This window comes from Ammoniphilus soli, assembly GCF_040813775.1.
On record NZ_JBEGDL010000001.1, the window covers coordinates 290,704 to 309,589 of the forward strand.

General features: G+C 47.3%; 14 protein-coding genes. 13 read left to right on the top strand and 1 reads right to left on the bottom strand.

What is annotated here, in order from left to right; all coding sequences use genetic code 11:
* Nucleotides 1–157: 157 nt before the first annotated feature.
* The 4 genes from ABLT31_RS01585 to ABLT31_RS01600 are packed head-to-tail and all read left to right on the top strand — an operon-like array spanning nucleotide 158 to nucleotide 8,079.
* Nucleotides 158–787, top strand: coding sequence for a DUF4912 domain-containing protein (locus tag ABLT31_RS01585; RefSeq protein ID WP_367748000.1), 630 nt, complete (start codon nucleotides 158–160; stop codon nucleotides 785–787).
* A gap of 19 nt (nucleotides 788–806) precedes the next feature.
* Nucleotides 807–3,635 carry a 1,4-alpha-glucan branching protein domain-containing protein gene (locus ABLT31_RS01590; RefSeq protein ID WP_367748003.1) on the top strand — a complete coding sequence of 943 codons (2,829 nt, stop codon included), beginning with the start codon at nucleotides 807–809 and terminating at the stop codon, nucleotides 3,633–3,635.
* Nucleotides 3,636–3,657: 22 nt separating this feature from the next.
* On the top strand, nucleotides 3,658–6,072 hold the full coding sequence (locus ABLT31_RS01595; RefSeq protein ID WP_367748005.1) for a sugar phosphate nucleotidyltransferase: 2,415 nt from the start codon (nucleotides 3,658–3,660) through the stop codon (nucleotides 6,070–6,072).
* Nucleotides 6,073–6,084: 12 nt separating this feature from the next.
* Nucleotides 6,085–8,079: a glycoside hydrolase family 15 protein gene (locus ABLT31_RS01600; protein ID WP_367748007.1), complete on the top strand. Its 1,995-nt coding sequence runs from the start codon at nucleotides 6,085–6,087 to the stop codon at nucleotides 8,077–8,079.
* A gap of 6 nt (nucleotides 8,080–8,085) precedes the next feature.
* On the opposite strand, the gene ABLT31_RS01605 is transcribed toward ABLT31_RS01600, so the two are convergent.
* On the bottom strand, nucleotides 8,086–8,268 hold the full coding sequence (locus ABLT31_RS01605; protein WP_367748009.1) for a hypothetical protein: 183 nt from the start codon (nucleotides 8,266–8,268) through the stop codon (nucleotides 8,086–8,088).
* 205 nt (nucleotides 8,269–8,473) lie between these two features.
* On the opposite strand from ABLT31_RS01605, the gene lspA reads away from it, so the two are divergent.
* The 9 genes from lspA (at nucleotide 8,474) to pyrE (ending at nucleotide 18,836) form a co-directional block, all read left to right on the top strand.
* Nucleotides 8,474–8,929, top strand: a complete 456-nt coding sequence (gene lspA, locus ABLT31_RS01610) for a signal peptidase II (protein WP_367748012.1) — start codon at nucleotides 8,474–8,476, stop codon at nucleotides 8,927–8,929.
* Nucleotides 8,930–8,931: 2 nt separating this feature from the next.
* Complete coding sequence (locus ABLT31_RS01615; protein ID WP_367748014.1) at nucleotides 8,932–9,858, top strand: RluA family pseudouridine synthase; 927 nt, start codon at nucleotides 8,932–8,934, stop codon at nucleotides 9,856–9,858.
* Between the two features lie 280 nt (nucleotides 9,859–10,138).
* Complete coding sequence (locus tag ABLT31_RS01620; RefSeq protein WP_367748016.1) at nucleotides 10,139–11,428, top strand: dihydroorotase; 1,290 nt, start codon at nucleotides 10,139–10,141, stop codon at nucleotides 11,426–11,428.
* 33 nt (nucleotides 11,429–11,461) lie between these two features.
* Nucleotides 11,462–12,562, top strand: a complete 1,101-nt coding sequence (locus ABLT31_RS01625; RefSeq protein ID WP_367748019.1) for a carbamoyl phosphate synthase small subunit — start codon at nucleotides 11,462–11,464, stop codon at nucleotides 12,560–12,562.
* Nucleotides 12,546–15,764: a carbamoyl-phosphate synthase large subunit gene (gene carB / locus ABLT31_RS01630; protein ID WP_367748022.1), complete on the top strand. Its 3,219-nt coding sequence runs from the start codon at nucleotides 12,546–12,548 to the stop codon at nucleotides 15,762–15,764. Before ABLT31_RS01625 ends, carB begins: the two co-directional genes overlap by 17 nt.
* The gene (locus ABLT31_RS01635) at nucleotides 15,757–16,551 is read left to right on the top strand and encodes a dihydroorotate dehydrogenase electron transfer subunit (RefSeq protein WP_367748024.1); all 795 of its coding nucleotides are present in this window, start codon (nucleotides 15,757–15,759) and stop codon (nucleotides 16,549–16,551) included. Before carB ends, ABLT31_RS01635 begins: the two co-directional genes overlap by 8 nt.
* Nucleotides 16,548–17,468, top strand: a complete 921-nt coding sequence (locus tag ABLT31_RS01640; protein WP_367748026.1) for a dihydroorotate dehydrogenase — start codon at nucleotides 16,548–16,550, stop codon at nucleotides 17,466–17,468. Before ABLT31_RS01635 ends, ABLT31_RS01640 begins: the two co-directional genes overlap by 4 nt.
* Entirely contained in the window at nucleotides 17,465–18,193 is a 729-nt protein-coding gene (gene pyrF / locus ABLT31_RS01645; RefSeq protein WP_367748028.1) for an orotidine-5'-phosphate decarboxylase, read from the top strand. Before ABLT31_RS01640 ends, pyrF begins: the two co-directional genes overlap by 4 nt.
* Nucleotides 18,180–18,836: an orotate phosphoribosyltransferase gene (gene pyrE / locus ABLT31_RS01650; protein WP_367748030.1), complete on the top strand. Its 657-nt coding sequence runs from the start codon at nucleotides 18,180–18,182 to the stop codon at nucleotides 18,834–18,836. The genes pyrF and pyrE overlap by 14 nt, the downstream gene beginning before the upstream one ends.
* Nucleotides 18,837–18,886 lie beyond the last annotated feature (50 nt).

Consider the following 18,886-nt stretch of genomic DNA (forward strand, 5'->3'; position numbering starts at 1 on the left):
GAGATAGCTTTATGGCTGTCTTTTGTCACCCTTTTTTGTTTTTATCGACAAAAGTAGAGGAGAACAGGGTGCATATTTTGACAGACATTTCCATTTTCCTTCTCTATAATAAATAGGAGTCGAATGAACTTGGAAAAAGAAGGAGGTGCTTGAGACGATGGACGTTGATATCCAGGAGCTTCGAAAGAAGAAATTCACTATTGAACAAATTGCAGACCATTTAGGGATGACAGTCGGACAAGTGAAGTACCGCTTATACAAGAAAAATGACGTGGCTCATCCTGTACAAGAAGAGCAGCAGGTGACCGCCCATTTAAGGAAAAGGCCCATACTGCCACTCTACTATGGGGATCAGGAAATCGTTCTGATGGTTCAGGGACCTACTGTTCTTTTTACATATTGGGAATTAACCTGGCCGCTGATGGCGATGGTGAGCGACTGTTTAGGCATGCCTTTTGAGCATTTGACAAAAGTCATCCGAATATACGATGTGACAGACATCCTGTTTGACGGAACGAATGATCACGGATATAAGGAAATCAGTTTCCAGGCGGGAACTGATAACTGGTTTTTCCATGGCATGGTGCCGAATCGCACCTATATTGCGGAATTAGGAGTTTTGCGCGAGTTGAATTATATTCCCCTTATGCGCTCTAAGCCAAAGGCGACTCCCAATAATCGACAGGCTGCGGAGTATAGTCCATTCGTGGAGGTAGTCCCTTCTGTCCCTAAAGAAAGAACAAAGCCTAAGTGGTTTGAGAATTTCTCTACTTACACAATCTATTAAGCGCAAGGGGATGAAGACCTTGTTGAATGGAAAAGAGATAGGGTATTTAGCGCTCGTGCTTCATGCCCATTTGCCTTACGTCAGGCATATTGAAGAAGATTGTTTAGAGGAAAGATGGCTATTTGAAGCCATAACAGAAACTTATGTCCCGTTGCTTCAGACATTTGAGGATCTGGTTCAGGAAGGGGTGGACTATCGGGTGACGCTATCCCTCTCCCCTACTCTATTAACGATGCTTTCAGATTCTCTTTTGCTCTCCCGTTACGAGAAACATCTTGAAAAATTAATAGAGTTATCTATGAGAGAAGTAGCGAGAACGAGAAGAGATGAACAGATTAATTCTTTATCTGTGATGTATCTGAAAACTTTTGCTGGCATTAAAGAGTACATGGAGAGGCATCATTACCTGCTCATCCCGCAGTTTAAGAAACTAGCGGATAAAGGAGTCCTAGAGCTTATTACCACGTCGGCCACTCATGGTTTCATGCCATCTATGGAAACAGAGGAATCTGTATTTAGCCAATGGGAGACGGGTCTTGCTGTGTTCCAGCAGCATTTGGGTTATCGCCCCAAAGGAGTGTGGCTCCCGGAATGCGGTTATACGCCAGGACTTGATCGTATTCTTCAACAACTGGGAGTCCAATATTTCTTTTGCGACAGTCATGCTGTGGAGCATGCTGCTCCAAAAGCCAACCGAGGGGTTTATGCTCCCATCATGACGGGATATGGCGTTCATGCCTTCGCTCGGGACCCTGAGTCTTCCTCCCAGGTTTGGAGCTCGTTTGAGGGCTATCCGGGGGATTATGACTACCGGGAATACTACCGGGATATCGGATTTGATTTGCCGATGTCATACATTAAACCATATATCCATCCAAAAGGAATCCGTGTCAATACGGGGATTAAATATTATCGCATAACGGGAAAGGAAAATCACAAAGAACCCTATGTACCGGGATGGGCAGAGGAAAAGGCCGCTATGCATGCGGGAAATTTCATGTTTAACAGGGAGCATCAAGCTATCCATTTAAGAGGACAAATGGATAGAAAGCCAATCATCGTCGCTCCTTATGATGCGGAGCTTTTTGGACATTGGTGGTATGAAGGTCCACAGTTTATCAAGCATTTGTGCAGGAAACTATACTATGACCAAAATCATGTGCGAATGATTACTCCTTCAGAGTACCTTGAGAGTCATCCATACAGCGACAGTGCTCATCTTCCCGAGTCGAGCTGGGGGCGAAACGGATATGGAGAGGTCTGGATTAACCCAAAAAATGCTTGGATCTACCGGCATCTCCATAAGGCTGAAAAAAGAATGATAGAGCTTGCAGAGCGCTTCCCCAGCCCATCTGACTTAGAGGAAAGAGCACTCAATCAAGCCGCAAGGCAATTGCTTTTAGCACAGAGCAGCGATTGGCCCTTTATCATCGACAATCAATCTATGGTCGAGTATGCCAAGCAGAGGCTGCAAGATCATTTAGCAGCCTTCCACTTGCTTTATGAGGAGTTGCAAGGACAGCGAGTGGACGAGGAGTGGCTTGAAGAACTGGAAGCCGAATGGCCCATCTTCGAACAAATCAACTATCGCGTCTATTTGCCTGCCCAAGAGCATATGTTAGCAATAGCATCCGGCTTGGAAACGGGAGTTACAAGCTCAGGAAGAAGAATTCTCATGCTGTCCTGGGAGTATCCTCCTAAAATTGTAGGGGGGCTGTCTCGCGCCGTTTATGATCTTTCCCGATCCCTTGCCCAACAGGGGGAAGAAATTCATGTCTTGACCAGTCATGTGGACGGATATCCCAATTTTGAGTATGCGGAAGGGGTCTATGTTCACCGACTCTCTTGTCTGAAAGAAAGTGATAGAGTCGATTTCATAGATTGGGTTCTCCAATTTAATGTTGAGATGGTCCGTTATGTTGAGAAATGTCTAGGCATAGGAGTCCGGTTTGATTGCATCCATGCTCACGATTGGCTGGTTTCGCCAGCTGCGAGGGAGCTAAAGAAAAAATTCCAGCTGCCATTGGTTGCAACCATACATGCGACGGAATTTGGACGGAATCAAGGCATTTATTCCGATCTTCAACATAAGATTCATCACCAAGAGTGGCAGTTGACCTATGAGGCAGAAAAAGTGATCGTGTGCAGCAAATATATGGAAAACGAAGTGATAAGATTATTTGAGCTCCCGCGAGAAAAAGTGTTAGCTATTCCCAATGGCGTTGACGTAAGGAAACTGGAGCTGGGGGCAGAAACCTACTTCCGAAGGGATGATTACGCTCTTCCGAACGAGAAAATTATTTTCTTTGTAGGACGTCTGGTTCGCGAAAAAGGCGCCCAGTATCTTATTGAAGTCGCACCTGAGATTCTTGCAGCATGCCCGGAAGCGAAATTCGTCATTTCGGGGAGAGGCCCCATGATGGATGAATTAAAGCGGATGGCCGCTGAGCGAGGAGTAGACCATAAATTTTTATTTACAGGCTTTATTGATGATGAGCAAAGAAATGGCCTCCTGCATCATGCCAACCTTGCTGTTTTTCCAAGCATTTACGAGCCTTTTGGCATCGTAGCCCTTGAAGCGATGGCTGCAGGAACCCCTGTCCTCGTTTCAGATACGGGTGGTTTATCTGAAATTGTTGAGCACGGGGAGAATGGGTTAAAGATATACCCGGGGATTGCAGCTTCGCTGAAAGACCAATTGCTCTATGCTCTTACCCATGAACAGCAGATGAAGGCAATGGCCGAATCGGCAAGGGAGACGCTAATCCGGACTTATCATTGGGCAGATATTGCCTCGGTGACTAGAAAGGTTTATGACTCCCTGCGTAGAGATCTGATAATCTCCTAAGAGAACAAGGAGGGATAAAAGCATGAAAGCGGTCATTATGGCAGGCGGAAAAGGAACCCGCCTCCGTCCTTTAACTTCAAATATGCCAAAGCCAATGGTCCCTTTGCTCGGGCGTCCGTGCATGGAGTATATCATTGAGTTGCTCAAGCGCTATGGAATAACTGAAATTGCTGTGACATTGCAATACCTCCCAGAATCCATCAAAAGCTATTTTGGCGATGGAACCGATTTTGGCGTTAACATGGTTTATTTTGAGGAAAGCCGCCCTTTAGGGACAGCAGGAAGTGTAAAAAATTGCGAGGATTTTTTAAATGACCGCTTTCTTGTCATCAGTGGCGATGCCCTGACTGACTTTGATTTGCAAAGTGCGCTTGATTTTCACGCCACCCATCAAGCATCCGCAACGCTTGTTCTCACTCGGGTTGACAGTCCATTAGAATATGGAGTAGTAATGACTGATGAAATTGGGAATGTAACCCGCTTCTTGGAAAAACCGACATGGAGTGAAGTTTTTAGCGACACGGTAAATACAGGCATTTATATTTTGGAACCTGAAGTCCTGCAGCTGTTTGAAAAAGATGTGGAGTTTGATTTTAGCAAAGAACTATTTCCGTTGCTACTATCTCAAGGAAAAAAACTGATGGGTTATGTAGCGGATGGGTATTGGTCGGACATAGGAAATCTGGAAATTTACCGCCAAGCGCAATTCGACTTATTGGATGGCAAGGTTCAAGCGGAAATCAAGGCACAGGAGTATGCCCCTGGCATTTATGTTGAGGAGGATGTGCGCATTGTCCAGCCAGCTTTGATCCAGGCGCCCGCTTTTTTCGGAAGGGGGACTTACATCCAAGGTGGTTCCGTCATTGAAGGCTACACGGTTTCAGGACGCAATAATGTGATAAAAGAAGGAGCCTTGTTAAGCAAGTGCATTTTATGGGATCACAATTTCATCGGCAGCAAAGCCGAGATCATCGGATCTACCATATGCCATCGGGCTTTTATTGGCGAGGGATCGCAGTTGGCAGAAGGGGTGGTCATGGGAGATGATTGCCGGATCGGTTCTAAGGCTCACATTAAGGCGGGAGTAAAGATTTGGCCAAATAAGGAAGTCGACAGCAATTCCACGGTTCATTCCTCCTTGATCTGGGGAGTGAAGTTATCTAAAGCTCTTTTCAGCTCCCAAGGGATTCGAGGAATTTCCAACGTTGATATAACCCCTGATTTTGCTGCGCGATTGGCAGCGGCTATGGCCACGGCTTTCAAACCAGGGTCAACGGTCAGCTTAAGCTCTTGCCCTTATCCTTTTTCCGGATTGCTTAAAATGTCGATGATCGCGGGGCTGAATGCAGCTGGCATCCACACGCTGGATTTTGGTACTACCATTTCAGCGGCAGCAAGATACGGCGTGAAGGCTTACTCAGCCGATTGGGCGATTCATATTCGAGCAGAGCAGGATGGCGAGACCGTCATTGAAGTGCTGGACCAACAAGGTCTGCCCATCTGCAAGAATACAGAGAGAAAGATTGAAAATGCCTATTGGCAGGAAGATTTCGCCAGGTCAACCGCAGATAAAGTAGGGATGAATCGTCACCATCCCGTCCTTGCGGACGACTATCTTCAAGCTTTGAAAAGAGAGATTCAACTCGATCAGGTTGCGTCGAGCAAGTTTCTGGTGGTGTTGGATTATGACTCGACGGTGTTGGGGCACTCAGCTATGGCTTTATTAACCGGTATGGGCTGCCGGGTGATCCAGATGAATTCCGACGACCGATCCCATTTAGGGGAGCTGGTTGAAACGGTCAGGAAGAATAAAGCGGATCTAGGGGTCCGCATGGATCGTGACGCCAGACATTACACCTTTGTCACAGACGAGGGTAAAGGGATCAGCGATGATCGAATGATTGCTCTGCACTTGCTCATTCATAGTCATCAAGAGGAACAGGAAAAAGTACAGCTTGGTATACCCGTCAGTGCACCGCTTGAGATGGAGCGGCTGGCTTTACAGCTCAATACCGAGGTATTGCGAACCAAAGAAAACATTCGCGAAATGATGCAGGCGGTGCGAAGCATTCGCTTCCAGCCATTATTTGATGGACTATACAGCATGGTAAAAGTAATCGGCTATTTGGCTGAGAGGAGAATCCTTCTCTCTGAGCTAATGCAAGATTTGCCTTCCTTCCACATGGCTCGCCAGGCCGTTTTTTGCGATTGGAAGAACAAGGGGAAGGTAATGCGCATGATGATGGAGGAAACAAAAGGCAAACAGGTGGAATTGCTTGATGGGATAAAGGTATACGATTCGGACGGTTGGGTACTGATCATGCCAGACATGGATCAGCCTCATTTCCGTGTCATTACGCAAGGGGCTTCAAAAGAGATTGCATCTACACTGGCTAAGACCTATGCCGAGCGGATCCAAAAATACCAAACCATATAGGATGTGATGCAGATGCCTCGGCCACTGGTTATCGGAAATGGGAAGATGCTGATTAATTTTGATGCTTCCTTAAATATGCGTGACTTGTTCTACCCCTATGTCGGGCAATTAAATCAAATTGGGGGTTATTTTTCGCGAATCGGCGTATGGGCTGAAGGACAATTCAGCTGGTGTCAAGAAGAGGGCTGGGATATCCGTTTGGCCTACTTGCCTGAGACGCTGGTTACCCATGTGGTTGCGGAAAACAAGCGAATGGGAGTGCGCCTGACGATCGAGGACGCGATCCACCAGCGGGAAACCATTTATCTGAAGCATGTCAAAGTAATGAACTTAAAGGATTATGCGCGCGAAGTCCGCTTGTTTTTCAATCATGACTATAGTATTAATGAAACGGAAGTCGGGGACACGGCGCTCTATGATCCGCTTTTAAAGACGATTTATCACTATAAGCGAAATGTTTATATTATGATCAATGGAAAAACGCAGGAGGAGGGCATTTACGAGTACAGCACGGGGGTCAAGCGTTTTAATCATGCGGAGGGAACCTGGCGGGATGCAGAGGATGGCGTCCTGTCAGGGAATCCCATTGCTCAGGGCTCCGTTGATAGCACGGTTAGCTTTCGGCTCCAGGTTCCGGGCAAGCAAGAATCTCCTCTTTGGTATTGGATTTCTATTGGGAAAACATTAAGCGAGACAAAAAAGCTGAATCAGTATGTACTGGATAGTCATCCGAATTCGCTATTGGAAAGAGTAAAGGTTTATTGGCAGCGCTGGGTAAATAAAACGAACCGTTCGTTTGGCAACCTTCCTGAAGATGTTGTACAGCTTTACAAAAAAAGTCTGCTGATTGTCCGCACGCAAACGGACCAGTATGGTGCTATTGTCGCTGCAAATGATTCGGACATTCTTCAATATAATAGGGACCATTACAGCTACATGTGGCCGCGTGATGGGGCGCTGGTTGCGTATGCAATGACCAAGGCCGGGTATGAAGGAATGGTAAGCCCTTTCTTCGAATTTTGTTCCCGAGCCCTGACAGAAGAAGGCTATCTTCAGCACAAATACAACCCCGACGGCTCTGTCGGCTCAAGCTGGCACCCTTATGTCAATAATGGAAAATTCCAATTGCCCATTCAGGAAGACGAAACGGCGTTGGTTTTGTTTGCTCTCTGGGAGCACTATAGTCAGCACAAGCAGATTGAATTTTCCCAATCCTTGTATGCCGACCTGATCCGCCCGGCCGCTAAATTCTTGACCCGATATATCGATGAAAGAGTAAGTCTGCCTAAGGCTAGTTACGATTTATGGGAGGAACGAAGAGGAATTTTTACCTTTACCGCCTGCAGCGTCTATGGGGGATTAATGGCGGCGGCGAAGTTTGCTTCCCTGTTTGGCGATGACCGACGGTGTAACCGGTATAAAGAAACCGCGGAGCGGATTCGTGAAGGCATTGAAAACTATCTTTATGATCAGGAGATTGGCCGATTTATCCGGGGCATATATGTAGATGACAATGGGTCGATAACGAAGGATTTAACATTGGAAAGCAGCTTATTTGCGCTGTTTGCGTTTCAGGTATTTGACCCAGCGGATGAGCGGGTGAAACGAACAATGGAAGCAGTAGTAAAAGGGTTAACGGTTCATTCTAAGGTAGGAGGGATCTGCCGTTACCAAAATGACTATTACTTCCAGAAGTCTCAGGATATTGTTAATATCCCCGGTAATCCATGGATCATCTGTACCTTATGGATGGCAGAGTGGCGAATAGCTCAGGCTCGCACGCTTAAGGACTTAGAACCGCCTTTGCAAACCCTCAAATGGGTGGTGGCCAATTCGCTGGAAAGCGGAGTGCTGCCGGAGCAGCTTGATCCGTATACCGGCAAGCCGCTATCTGTTGCCCCATTAACTTGGTCCCACTCGACGTTTGTGCTAACGGTTTTAAAGTATTTGGAGAAGTATGAGGAGATTAAAGCTCGCCAGAGCGATGTTGGAACACAGCGGGAGTAAATCCCGCTATTTTTTATTGAGCCTTTTTAATGGCCAATGGAAATCAATAATGTAGTAATAATTCGCATCTAAATTTTTTAGTATATCTAAACTTTTCCTGCTGAATTGTCCAGGAGCATTATCTAACCAGATATACTGCACCTTTCCCAGTGTTCCCGGAAAATTGATTTGCCCAATACGTTTTTTCATGATGTCACCCTTTTGCAATTTTTGAATACACGTCTCAGCATTTATATTCATCACTGGTTGCAATGTATTGGGTCAAGGAAAATATAGATGGGGCCATGTTAAGGTTCGATTGGCTTCTTGCCTTGTCCCTTGCCATTGCCTATGCTAAAATTTGAGTATTGTGCCTAAATGCGGAAGCATCCTGGGAGTTATGGAGGTTATGGTTGTGTTTTATTATATTCTTGCATTAATTGTCTTCGGTCTTGATCAGCTCACTAAGTGGATTGTCGTGAAGAATATGGAGCTTGGGCAATCTATCCCTCTTCTTGAAGGGGTCTTTCACTTTACTTCCCATCGAAACCGTGGAGCTGCCTTCGGGATCCTCCAGGACCAGCGGTGGTTTTTCATTGTGATTACGCTGGTTGTCATGGGAGGAATCATCTATTATTTGCGCATGTTAGGGAAAGATAAGCCTATGGTGTCTTATGCGCTGGCCTTGATTTTAGGTGGGGCTGTAGGGAATTTTCTAGACCGCTTATTGTTTGGAGAAGTGGTAGACTTTTTAGATTTCACGTTAATTAATTTTCCTATTTTTAATGTTGCAGACTCAGCTATAGTCATTGGTGTGGGACTGATGATATGGGATACGATTTTAGAAATGAAGAGAGAGAGAAGGGGTTAAGCATGTCGGCGTTCGAGCTGTATGACTGGGTAATTGAGCCCGGGGAAGAAGGCGAGCGAATTGATAAGTTCCTGGCAGAAGCCAGTGAGGATTGGACCCGATCCCAAATTCAGAAGTGGATTAAGGAGGGGTTGGCGCAAGTCAACGGACAACCGGTTAAAGGAAACTACCGCCTGACTTTGGATGATGAGGTTTCGCTCAAAGTGCCTCCTGTAGCTGAATTGGATGTCCAAGCCGAACCGATGGATCTCGATGTGGCCTATGAGGACCCCGATGTTATCGTGGTCAATAAACCAAGGGGATTGGTGGTCCATCCTGCTGCAGGTCATTACTCAGGAACGTTGGTGAATGGACTGCTTTATCATTGCAAAGATTTATCGGGTATCAATGGCATCCTTAGGCCGGGGATCGTTCATCGGATTGATAAAGATACTTCAGGGTTAATTATGGCTGCAAAGAATGATAAAGCGCACCTTTCTTTGGCCCACCAGCTAAAGGAGCATACGGTAAACCGCAAATATATAGCCTTGGTTCATGGAGTCATTCCTCATGAGAAAGGCACGATTGATGCACCGATTGGGCGAGACCCCAAAAATAGGCAGCAAATGGCTGTCGTTTTCGAAAACGCGAAACATGCAGTTACACATTTTGTCGTGCTGGAGAGATTTGCTAATCATACGCTAGTCGAATTGAAGCTGGAAACCGGCCGAACCCACCAAATCAGGGTACATATGAAGTATATTGGCTACCCTCTTGTCGGCGATCCTAAATATGGGCCAAAAGGCGAGGATTACCCAATAGAAGGACAAGCTCTTCACGCCGCAGTGCTGGGATTCCAGCATCCGAGGACAGAGGAATATTTAGAATTTACGGCTCCAGTTCCGGAGGATATGGTCAAATTAATGGAACAATTTCGCCTATTGGGCTAAACGTTGACAAAAAGTACAAGTTCATGGCATACTTTTCTTAAATTTTATAGCAAGAACCTTTAAAATCAGTCCTGTGAGGCTGACAAGGTTGTCGGATTGCATTTGCAGGCGGTTTTTGCCTGCATAATATTGGGTTGCTATGCGCATCTAACCCTCTATTTCATGCTATACGTAGGCTTCCTGTCAGTGACAGGAAGCCTTTTTTGCATATTCCGATTTAATCTTTCCATATTCTACACACTTCGTGACATACTAAGAGAATCATAGAGGGGGACATGGAATGGGGATCTTACTCAAGAATGGAAAGGTAATGCAGAATGGGCAGTTGGTGCAACGGGATATTTTAATTATAGATCAAGTGATCGCCAAGGTTGCCGAACAGATTGAAGATGAGGGCTATAAAGAAATGGATGTGAAAGGGAAATTCATATCTCCTGGGTTTATAGATATGCATGTCCATCTGCGGGAGCCCGGTTTTGAAGCTAAAGAAACCATTGCAACGGGAACGGCGGCTGCGGCTAGAGGCGGATTTACAGCCGTAGCCTGCATGCCGAACACGAGGCCTGTAACCGATCGGGTGGAGGTTGTGAAATATATAAAAGATAAGGCAGCGAAGGAAGGGGTTGTCCGTGTTCTTCCGATTGGCAGCATCACGCTTCGGGAATTAGGCGAAGAGCTGACGGATATGGCAGCGATGAAAGGAGCAGGAATCATCGGCGTATCCGACGATGGGGTAGGCGTACAAAGCAGCCGGGTGATGAAAGAAGGAATGAGGAGAGCTGCTGAAGCAGGATTGCCCCTCATAGCCCATTGCGAAGACGACTCTCTGGCAAAAGGCGGTTCCGTTCATGAAGGAGTTTTTTCTGCCAAGTACGCGCTCAAAGGAATTCCGAATGAAGCAGAAGCCATTCAAGTGGCCAGAGACATTATCCTTGCCGAGGCCACGGGAGTTCACTATCATGTCTGCCATATCAGTGCCGAACAATCCGTGCGACATGTCCGCTATGCCAAACAGAAAGGGCTAAGGGTGACCTCGGAAGTTTGTCCCCATCACTTATTACTAACTGATGAGGATATTCCTGGCTTGGATTCAAACTATAAAATGAACCCCCCTTTGCGCTCGAAGACAGACCGAGAAGCGCTAATTGAGGGATTAAGGGATGGAACCATTGATATCATCGTTACGGACCACGCCCCCCATACGGAGGAAGAAAAAAAGCGCGGAATCGCTTTGGCCCCATTCGGTATCGTCGGTCTGGAGACGGCGTTTCCGCTGCTTTATACTCATCTTGTACTAACTGGAGAATTTACACTTGAAACCATAATAGAAAAGATGACAAGAAAGCCGGCTGAACTGTTTGGTCTGCCTTGGGGCAGGCTGGAAGAAGGGGCAGAGGCAGACCTAACGATTATTGATTTGGAGACAGAGCGGGAAGTGAATCCACAGGAGTTCGCCAGCAAGGGGAAAAACACCCCGTTTACAGGCTGGAAGCTAAAAGGCTGGCCGGTCATGACGATGGTTGCCGGATCAGTCGTATGGAAGCGTGAAGAGGTTTTAAAAACCGTATAAATTATAAATCAGCATAAAGAGAGGGTGGAGCGAATGTTAGCTAGATTAATATTAGAAGACGGAACTGTATTTACCGGAAAAACATTCGGAGCATCAAGAGAATCTTACGGAGAAGTCGTATTTAATACAGGGATCACCGGTTATCAAGAAGTTCTTTCCGATCCATCATATTGCGGTCAGATCGTAACCATGACGTATCCTTTAATCGGTAACTACGGCATTAACCGAGATGACTTTGAGTCCGTTCGGCCTTTCATTCACGGTTTTGTGGTAAGGGAGCATGCGGAAGATCCAAGTAACTTCAGGAGCCAGCAAACCCTCGATTCCCTGCTGAAGGAATATGACATTCCAGGAATTAGTGACATTGATACGCGGAGACTTACGCGCAAAATTCGTGAATTCGGAACGATGAGAGGAGTCATTACGACTTCCGGAGCAAGCGTTGAGGAATTCTTGAGTAAGCTTCAGCAATCCGGAAATATGAACGATCAGGTATCCAGGGTCTCCACAAAAAGTGTATTCACTGTACCGGGCACTGGACCGAGAATCGTTGTGGTCGATTTTGGATCCAAGAGCGGCATTTTGCGTGAGCTTACCAAGAGAAACTGCGATGTGATCGTCGTTCCTTGGAATACGACAGCCAAGGAGATTAACCGACTTCGCCCCGATGGCATACTCCTGTCTAACGGACCTGGAGATCCTAAAGACGTAGGGGAAGCCGTAACGATGATCCGCGAGATTCTCGGAAAGTACCCGCTGTTCGGTATTTGCTTAGGACATCAATTGTTTGCCCTAGCCTGTGGAGCGGATACGGAGAAAATGAAGTTTGGGCATCGCGGAGGGAACCAGCCGGTTAAAGAATTGGCAACGGATCGAACTTTTATCACATCCCAAAACCATGGATTTGCCGTAACTAAGGAGTCACTGAAAGGCACAGACTTGAATGTTTCCCATATCGCCATTAATGACAATACCATTGAGGGGCTAGAGCATAAGAGCTTGCCTGCATATTCCGTCCAGTACCATCCTGAGGCCGCACCAGGTCCATATGACTCGGGTTATTTGTTTGATCGTTTTCTAAATATGGTAGAGCAGCACAAGAAGGAGGTAAATCCATATGCCATTACTCGCTAATATAAAAAAAGTACTCGTTATCGGTTCCGGCCCCATTGTGATCGGACAAGCTGCAGAATTTGATTATGCAGGTACGCAAGCTTGCGAAGCGTTAAAGGAAGAAGGTCTAGAGGTCGTTCTGATCAATAGCAATCCAGCAACCATCATGACGGATACCAATATGGCAGATAAAGTCTACATCGAGCCGCTTACGGTGGAATTCGTTTCACGAGTCATACGCCAGGAAAAGCCGGATGGCTTGTTAGCGACACTTGGAGGGCAAACCGGCCTCAACCTTGCGAAGGAATTGGCAGAGGCTGGCATCTTGGAAGAAGAAGGAGTTACTCTTCTGGGTACAGACCTTGAAGCCATCACGAAGGCGGAAGATCGCGATTTATTCCGCGGCCTCATGTATGAAATCAATGAACCGGTTCCTGAAAGTGACATCATCACGACAGTAGAGGAAGCCGTGGCCTTCGCTAACCGCATTGGTTACCCCATTATCGTTCGCCCAGCCTATACCTTAGGAGGAACAGGCGGAGGTATTGTTCATGATGAAGAGAGCCTGCGCGAAACGGTAGCAAGCGGGTTGAAATATAGCCCGATTACGCAATGTCTGGTAGAAAAAAGCATTGCTGGATATAAAGAAATCGAATATGAAGTCATGCGGGATGGAAAAGGGAATTCCATCGTCGTTTGTAACATGGAGAACGTGGATCCAGTAGGTATTCATACCGGAGATAGTATTGTCGTTGCACCTAGCCAAACTCTCTCTGACCGCGAGTATCAAATGCTCCGGTCTGCTTCGCTCAAAATCATCAATGCCTTGAACATTAAGGGAGGCTGTAATGTCCAGCTAGCTCTGGATCCGTACAGCTTTAACTACTACATTATTGAGGTAAACCCGCGCGTAAGCCGTTCCAGTGCTTTGGCTTCTAAGGCTACAGGCTACCCGATTGCCAAGATGGCAGCGAAAATTGCGCTCGGCTATACCCTGGATGAATTGGAAAATCCAGTAACGAAACGCACTTCTGCTTGCTTTGAACCATCGCTTGACTATGTGGTGACAAAAATCCCTAGATGGCCATTCGATAAGTTTATTTCAGCCAATCGTAAATTAGGTACCCAAATGAAAGCAACCGGTGAGGTCATGGCGATCGGACGGACCTTTGAGGAGTCGATTTTGAAGGCGGTACGTTCCCTGGAGGTGGGCACTTACCACTTGGAATTGAAGGATGCACCGGCCATTTCTCAAGAAGAGCTGGAGAAAAGATTAGCGGTAGCGGATGATGAGCGGATCTTTTTGGTGATGGAAGCTTTCCGTCGGGGAATGACAAGAGATCAGATCCATGAGCTAACAAAAATTGACCATTTCTTCTTAGTCAAATTTGAGCGCATTGTGGCTTTTGAATCCCGCCTGAAGGAAGAAAAGCTAGACTCTAACCTGCTTCGAGAAGCGAAGCGTCTTGGCTTTGTCGATCGCAAAATCGCTGAGCTGACCGGTTTAACGGAAGCGGAGCTGCGCAAGCAACGCAAGGAACAAGGGCTTGTGCCGGTTTATAAAATGGTAGACACGTGTGCAGCGGAATTCGAGGCAGAAACACCATATTATTACTCAACCTATGAAGAGGAAGATGAGCGGGAAGAAACCGGAAAGAAGCGAGTAATCGTACTCGGTTCGGGACCGATCCGGATTGGCCAAGGGATTGAGTTTGACTATGCCACCGTGCACGCAGTCTGGGCAATTAAAGAAGCGGGCTATGAGGCGGTTATCGTCAATAACAACCCAGAAACGGTTTCGACTGACTTTAACACATCCGACCGTTTATACTTCGAGCCATTATTTATTGAAGATGTTCTGAATATCATTGATGCGGAAAAGCCTGAAGGCGTGATTGTCCAGTTTGGGGGACAAACGGCCATTAACCTAGCGGATGCTCTCGTGCAAAATGGGATTCGCATTCTTGGCTCTGACTTGGAAAGCATCGATACGGCAGAGGACCGGGAAAAGTTCGAGAAACTGCTCAGAGATTTATCCATCGCTCAACCGCTGGGTAAAACGGTCACTAATGTCGAGGCTGCAGTGGAAACGGCAAACAGCCTAGGTTACCCTGTGCTCGTTCGTCCTTCCTATGTCTTGGGTGGACGTGCGATGGAAATTGTTTATAACGAGAACGAACTCATGAGCTATATGGAACAAGCCGTAAAAATCAACCCGCAGCATCCGGTGCTCATCGACCGCTATATGCTGGGACGTGAAGTGGAAGTTGATGCGATTTGCGACGGTAAGGATGTACTGATTCCTGGCATCATGGAGCACATTGAGCGTGCAGGGGTTCACTCAGGAGACTCTATTGCTGTTTATCCGCCGCAAAGCATCAGCCCAGAGATCAAGGAAGAAATCATCAAGATTACAACCAAGATTGCTCTTGGTTTGAGGGTGAAGGGATTAGTCAATATCCAATTCGTCATTCATGACAATCAAGTGTATGTGATCGAGGTAAATCCGCGTGCCTCTAGAACGGTACCGTTCCTGAGCAAGGTAACGGGAATCCCGATGGCTAATTTGGCAACCAAGCTAATTCTGGGTCACACCATTCAAGACGAAGGCTTTACTCCAGGCTATCATCCGGAAGCGGAGCATATCTCCGTCAAGGTTCCTGTCTTTAGCTTTGCTAAGCTGCGCCGCGTCGACATTACGCTCGGACCTGAAATGAAGTCTACTGGAGAGGTCATGGGACGTGATAAGAACCTATCCAAGGCGATTTATAAAGGCCTAGTAGCATCGGGGATGAAGATTCCTGTTCACGGAAGCGTCTTGGTTACCGTAGCGGATAAAGATAAGGATGAGGCAATGGAGCTCATTCGCGGCTTCTATGATTTAGGCTTTAAGCTCATGGCAACAAGCGGAACAGCGGCTATGCTGGAAGAAGCAGGATTCTCCGTAACTACGGTCAACAAAGTAACGGAAGGGACGCCTAATCTTCTGGACCGTATCCGCAATGGAGAGGCTAGTATCGTAATCAATACCTTGACTAAAGGAAAGACGCCTGAGCGCGATGGTTTCCGCATTCGCCGCGAAGCGGTGGAAAACGGGGTGGTATGCTTAACCTCCCTGGATACAGCTCGAGCCCTTCTTCGCGTCATTGAAACCATTACCTTTGGAACGGAGCCCATGCCATCCTTTATACAGCCGAAACGGGAGGCTGTACTTCATGGATAAGGGATTTCTTAAAGTGATCAGCAACGAGCCAGTGGCGGACCGGGTCTTCCGGATCCGCCTTCAAGGCGATCTGGTGAAGCAAATGGATTTTCCCGGTCAATTTCTGCATGTGAAGTGTGGTCCAGGGATTGACCCTTTGTTGCGCCGGCCCATTAGTATTTGTGATGTCAACTTAGAAACGGCTACCTTGGATATGATTTACCGGGCAGAAGGTTCCGGGACAAAGATTTTAAGCGAATCGGTACCAGGTGCCGAAGTGGATGTATTAGGCCCTTTAGGCAATGGTTTCCCCATCGAACATCGAAAGCAAGGGGAACATGCGCTGCTGATCGGTGGAGGTGTGGGGGTTCCTCCTTTGTTGTATCTCGGTAAGCGATTGGTTGAGATGGGTGTGAAGGTAACAAGCGTGATTGGCTTTGGAACAGCGAATCAGGTTTTTCTGGAGAAAGAGCTTGGCCAGCTAGGGGAAGTCTATGTGACTACGATCGATGGAAGCCAGGGGCATCAGGGACTCGTAACCAACCTGCTGACAGATGAATTTGGTTTAGGGGATCAATCATGGGATGTTCTCTATTCCTGCGGTCCGTTTCCCATGCTAAAAGCTTTGCAGGATCGTTACGCTGGAACGGAAAAGGAAGGCTATCTCTCGTTAGAGCAACGGATGGGTTGCGGAGTGGGAGCTTGTCTGGCATGCGTGTGTCCGGCTGCGGAAGGCTCGAAGAAATCTTATCATAAAATTTGCTCAGATGGACCGGTGTTTGAGTTAAGGAAGGTGGTGCTGTCATGACCGCTTCCCGTCTTGAAGTGAACCTAGCAGGAATAACGATGAAAAACCCCGTCATGCCGGCCTCCGGATGTTTTGGATTTGGCCGCGAGTATGCGAGGTTCTACGATTTAAGTAAGCTGGGTGCTATTGCGGTCAAGGCGACGACCGTTGAGGAAAGGCAAGGGAATCCTACTCCCCGGGTAGCCGAAACGCCTGGCGGCATGCTGAATGCAATCGGATTGCAAAATCCAGGGGTAGAACAAGTCATTTCAGAAGAGCTTGCTTGGCTGGAGCAATTCAAGGATCTTCCCATTGTCGTGAATATTGCTGGCACAACAACCGAGGATTATGTTGAAGTCGCTGAAAAAATTTCCAAGGTCTCCAATGTATCGGCTTTGGAATTAAACATCTCTTGCCCGAATGTGAAGTGCGGAGGCATTACGTTCGGAACAGACCCTGTCATTGCAGGAGAGCTTACAAGGGAGATTAAGAAGGTAAGCCAGGTACCTGTCTTTGTAAAGCTTTCGCCAAATGTAACGGATGTCGTTTCCATTGCCAAAGCGGTAGAGGAAGCAGGAGCCGATGGTTTGAGCATGATCAATACTTTGCTTGGCATGCGCATTGATCTGCGTACGAGAAAGCCGATCCTAGCGAACCAAGTGGGGGGATTATCCGGACCGGCTGTCAAACCTGTAGCGATACGCATGATCTGGCAAGTAAGCCAGCAAGTGAAGATCCCTATTATCGGAATGGGGGGGATTCAGTCTGCAGAGGATGTGATCGAGTATTTCCTTGCCGGTGCATCAGCTGTAGCTGTCGGTACAGCCAACTTTGTCGATCCGTACGCCTGCCCCACAATTATTGATGAGCTTGAGGCCTGGCTGGATAAAATGGGTGTACACTCCATTACCGAATTGATTGGAGCGGGGTGGAAATGATGGACGCAAAGAATCGAATCATAGTCGCGCTGGATTATTCATCGATGGATGAAGCTCTGGCTTGCGCCAAAAAACTGCAGGGAACTGCAAGCTATGTAAAAGTGGGAATGCAGCTTTATTATGGCGCAGGTCCGGGCATTGTGGCCGCGTTGAAAGAGATGGGCTTCCAAGTGTTTGTCGACTTGAAAGTGCACGACATTCCGAATACCGCAAAAGGGGCGATGCAAAGCTTAGCCGCACTTGGGGTAGATATGGTCAATGTACATGCATCCGGGGGCAAGGAAATGATGATGGCTGCTCGAGAAGGACTAGAAAAAGGAGTGGGATCCGGTTCTAGGCCTCTCTTGATTGCCGTAACCCAATTGACAAGTACCACTCTAGAGACCATGAATCAGCAAATTGGAATTCCCGGTTCAATAGAGGATTGCGTGAAGAATTATGCTCTTTTAACGAAGGAAGCCGGGCTTGATGGGGTGGTGGCCTCACCGCTTGAAGTTCGTTTGGTAAAGGAAAACTGCGGGTCTGGCTTTATCACGGTTACCCCCGGCATTCGTCCGGCAGGGGCGGATATTGGGGATCAGAAGCGGATCACGACACCTGAGATGGCCTTTTCATTAGGTTCGGATTATATTGTGATTGGCCGGCCTATCACGGGAGCCGTTGATCCCGCCCAGGCGATGTCGCAAATCTTAGAAATGGTGAGGGATATGAATGGAACAGCGTGAAAAGCAGATCGCAAAACAATTGCTAGAGATCGGTGCAGTACATTTGCGTCCAGAAAATCCGTTTACGTGGACTTCAGGCCTCAGGTCGCCGATTTACTGTGACAATCGGATGACAATGTCTTACCCGGAGGTGCGCCGAATGGTCGCTCAAGCGTTTGCTGATGTCATTCGGGAGAAATACCCGCAGGCCGAAGTCGTTGCGGGTACAGCAACAGCGGGAATCCCCCATGCTGCATGGGTAGCGGAACTGCTCGGATTGCCGATGATCTATGTTAGAGATAAAGCGAAAGGGCATGGCCGCAATAATCAAATCGAAGGCGTATTGCGCGAGGGTCAGAAAGTGGTCGTAATTGAAGATCTGATCTCAACAGGCGGCAGCTCCATTAAGGCTGCGGACGCCGTAAAAGAAGCGGGCGGCCAGGTTCTCTCGGTCCTCGCGATCTTCTCTTACCAGTTTGAAAAGGCAGAGAAAGCTTTCATAGAAGCGGGCTATGCTTTTGAAACAATCAGCAACTACACAGCCTTGCTAGAGCAAGCGAAAGAGCAAGGGATCCTGCAAGAGGAACAAGTGGGCGAATTAGTGCAGTGGAGAATCAACCCTGAAGCGTATACGGAAAAATGGAATAGTCAAGGCGTGAATTAGGAATCTATCTACCTGGGTAAAGTATAGATAGATCTTTCCCTAGGAGATGA

What these genes read in the sequence shown, in the direction of transcription:
- ABLT31_RS01585 (WP_367748000.1), top strand. Translation starts at nt 158, where the DNA reads ATGGACGTTGATATCCAGGAGCTTCGAAAGAAGAAATTCACTATTGAA.
- ABLT31_RS01595 (WP_367748005.1), top strand. Translation starts at nt 3,658, where the DNA reads ATGAAAGCGGTCATTATGGCAGGCGGAAAAGGAACCCGCCTCCGTCCT.
- ABLT31_RS01600 (WP_367748007.1), top strand. Translation starts at nt 6,085, where the DNA reads ATGCCTCGGCCACTGGTTATCGGAAATGGGAAGATGCTGATTAATTTT.
- ABLT31_RS01605 (WP_367748009.1), bottom strand. Translation starts at nt 8,268, where the DNA reads ATGAAAAAACGTATTGGGCAAATCAATTTTCCGGGAACACTGGGAAAG.
- ABLT31_RS01615 (WP_367748014.1), top strand. Translation starts at nt 8,932, where the DNA reads ATGTCGGCGTTCGAGCTGTATGACTGGGTAATTGAGCCCGGGGAAGAA.
- ABLT31_RS01620 (WP_367748016.1), top strand. Translation starts at nt 10,139, where the DNA reads ATGGGGATCTTACTCAAGAATGGAAAGGTAATGCAGAATGGGCAGTTG.
- ABLT31_RS01625 (WP_367748019.1), top strand. Translation starts at nt 11,462, where the DNA reads ATGTTAGCTAGATTAATATTAGAAGACGGAACTGTATTTACCGGAAAA.
- carB (WP_367748022.1), top strand. Translation starts at nt 12,546, where the DNA reads ATGCCATTACTCGCTAATATAAAAAAAGTACTCGTTATCGGTTCCGGC.
- ABLT31_RS01635 (WP_367748024.1), top strand. Translation starts at nt 15,757, where the DNA reads ATGGATAAGGGATTTCTTAAAGTGATCAGCAACGAGCCAGTGGCGGAC.
- ABLT31_RS01640 (WP_367748026.1), top strand. Translation starts at nt 16,548, where the DNA reads ATGACCGCTTCCCGTCTTGAAGTGAACCTAGCAGGAATAACGATGAAA.
- pyrF (WP_367748028.1), top strand. Translation starts at nt 17,465, where the DNA reads ATGATGGACGCAAAGAATCGAATCATAGTCGCGCTGGATTATTCATCG.
- pyrE (WP_367748030.1), top strand. Translation starts at nt 18,180, where the DNA reads ATGGAACAGCGTGAAAAGCAGATCGCAAAACAATTGCTAGAGATCGGT.